Raw genomic sequence first — 2,643 nt, forward strand, 5'->3', positions numbered from 1 at the left:
ATCAATATCGAAGTCATTGTGGTTTCCAACGCCAGCCTCATCTTGGTATTGACTTCCAGCAACACCACTTATATCTTGAGGGTCTACATCACCAGTTACATTATCTGCTGCGCAAACTGCACCAGCAGATGCAATTAAACAAAATACTGCAAGTAAAACTAATAATTTTTTTGTTAAATCCATAATAATCATCTCCGAAATATATTTAATAGAGCAAGCCTGATTTTGAAATCAGCTTGCTTCTCACAATTACATATATGAACAGAGCCATATATAAAGTTTTTCGAATGTAAGTGCCAGCTTGCATCTTAAAATAATGAAAAAAGAAATATAAATATCTTAAAAGAAAAAATAAATACAATAAAGTACCAAATAGCCAATTTATGAGAAATTAATTTTTATATTATCATTAGATAAAAATTCACTGACAGCGTCCTAATTAATTTTGTACTAAAAAATTTAAACACAATATTATTAAATTAAATTAAAATTCCAAATATAAATTAATTTAACCCAATAAAAACAATTTTAAGATGTTAATAACGTGAATAAAGTTTATATGATTCTAATTATAAATATTAAATTGGAATGGTGACTCGTTAAGAGCATGAGGTGATATTTATGATTTTAAAAAATATTACCATGGTTTTGATTCAAAAGTATGATTTTGATAAAAATCCTACTTGGCAACAGAATAGACCATATGAGGAGGACTATTATGAGTAAGCTACATTAAATCATGTGGGTTACCTACCAAAAAGAATACAAAACTACCATGAATTCCAACAAAAATAAATAGAAAAAATCATAATAACTTCATCAATAAATGTTTCAGCTTGTAAAATAAGTTCCTCAGCTAATTCTTCAGAAAAAACAGTAGAATAATCATAACTAGATTTATTCCTAAGTGTTCTACCATCATAGAGATAATCATAAGATTCTTTACTTAACAAACCTTCTTTAACATACTCTTTAGCGAGTTGCCTTAAAGTACCCTCATGAGTCTTTGGAAAAATATCTTTTTTCAATAACAAAGCCAAAGCAGAAGAATACATTGCATAATAAGACAAAGTCACAGAATCTCTATACTGTCCACCTTCAAACAACATTTTACTTGAAATCAGTTGCTCCTTGCCAACATTAAAAGCTTCTCTAACATTACCCAATAACAACACCCTCATTAAGCACATTAGTTAAAAAAGGATTATTTCTTGTTTTATTAAAATGTTCTTCAGTCATTAAATGTGGAGAAATCACTTCATCTTTTTCAAGAATAATATCAACAGCTATCCTATTAATTTTATATCTCAGATTATCAGCATTAGGAGATACAATTAAAATATCAATATCTGACTCTTCAGTATCCTCACCACGAGCAACAGAACCAAATAACATTATTAATTTAATATCATCTGATTTAATGGTTTTCGCGAATTCTTTAGCTATTTCAACTCTGTCATTCATGATAATCACCTGAACCTATAATAATAATATCAAAGTCAACCCTAATAAACATTTTGTAAAACAATAATAATGCACACAATATCAAACATAACTACCCAAAAGAGCAATTACATATTTAATTAATTGATTGATCAAGTATATAAGTTTTTATATATAAATCGCTACAATATAACCGAATTATACAATATTACCAGCTTATATCAATATTATAATCAAGGCAGAATAATTAAAATATTTTAATAATATCGCACAAAAAGATAAAAATTATACATTGTGTAGGGGGTAAAATGACTTCTGAAGCCAAGATAGAAAACAACTTGTTTAATGACAAAAAGATGGAAGAATTTATTCAATTGTACGATGATACACTTACTGTGAATGCAATTGCGACCCAATTATCTATTGGATTAAAAAATTAGAAACAGAAATTAATCAATTAGTTTATTCATTATATGATTTGACCGAAGAAGACATAGCTATTATCGAAAACAGCCTCAGCGAGTAATTATGTAATTGCTTAATTAATTACTTGCATACATAATTGCTGACTTATCTATATGGGACAATTAATAAATGTTAATTTTAATCATGCAATGTAATAATGAGAAATTAACTTGGAAAATTGAAAGGTATTTCGAAAAAATGGGAAATTCTATCACCTTGTAGAACCAATATAATCATGTTCGAGAGTATCCTAAAAAAATACAATGCTGAAGCACCATTGAATTTTGACTTAAAATTGAATGTAAAAATATTTTGTGTTTGTCATCATTGACAAAAATTATTAAATTTTATAAAAATTAAGAAATTTTATAAAAAAGAAGCATTATATGCATTGTTAATATACTCATTAAATGTATAATTTTTCGTAAATTATCTATATTAAACTTATCTAGTTTTAATTATTTTAAATTTAAAATAAAAATCTTTCATTGTTAAATTAAAAGCCATATAATCTTTATTTTTAATGCAATTCCTGTTAGTGTAATATTACTATAGTCGGCATAGTATTTCCGTATATTATATGCTAAATATTACTTATGGATATAATGTCTAAATATAGTATTATAGGTAAATATATATTATACCTACTTTAACTATAATATCTATTATACCTATTATATGTAATATACTATTTATCCAATTAATATATATTTACATATTATCTGTAAAATTGAC

4 protein-coding genes are annotated in these 2,643 nt (G+C 25.8%); 1 reads left to right on the top strand and 3 read right to left on the bottom strand.

All coding sequences use genetic code 11. The features are described from left to right. The 3 genes from QZ146_RS08740 to QZ146_RS08750 all read right to left on the bottom strand — a co-directional run. On the bottom strand, positions 1-183 hold a 183-nt coding region (locus QZ146_RS08740), incomplete at its 3' end, for a hypothetical protein (protein ID WP_295723722.1). Between the two features lie 587 nt (positions 184-770). Continuing rightward, positions 771-1,166: a HEPN domain-containing protein gene (locus tag QZ146_RS08745; RefSeq protein WP_295723724.1), complete on the bottom strand. Its 396-nt coding sequence runs from the start codon at positions 1,164-1,166 to the stop codon at positions 771-773. Beyond that, positions 1,159-1,464, bottom strand: a complete 306-nt coding sequence (locus QZ146_RS08750) for a nucleotidyltransferase domain-containing protein (protein WP_295723726.1) — start codon at positions 1,462-1,464, stop codon at positions 1,159-1,161. The genes QZ146_RS08745 and QZ146_RS08750 overlap by 8 nt, the downstream gene beginning before the upstream one ends. A 287-nt stretch (positions 1,465-1,751) precedes the next feature. Between QZ146_RS08750 and QZ146_RS08755 the strand changes: the two genes are divergently transcribed. Further along, entirely contained in the window at positions 1,752-1,883 is a 132-nt protein-coding gene (locus QZ146_RS08755; protein ID WP_295723728.1) for a hypothetical protein, read from the top strand. Positions 1,884-2,643: the final 760 nt, after the last annotated feature.

The sequence above is a fragment of the uncultured Methanobrevibacter sp. genome (assembly GCF_905235195.1).
Classification (GTDB): domain Archaea; phylum Methanobacteriota; class Methanobacteria; order Methanobacteriales; family Methanobacteriaceae; genus Methanarmilla.

Coding starts and splice junctions, on each gene's coding strand:
- QZ146_RS08755 (WP_295723728.1), top strand. CDS start 1,752: ATGACTTCTGAAGCCAAGATAGAAAACAACTTGTTTAATGACAAAAAG.
- QZ146_RS08750 (WP_295723726.1), bottom strand. CDS start 1,464: ATGAATGACAGAGTTGAAATAGCTAAAGAATTCGCGAAAACCATTAAA.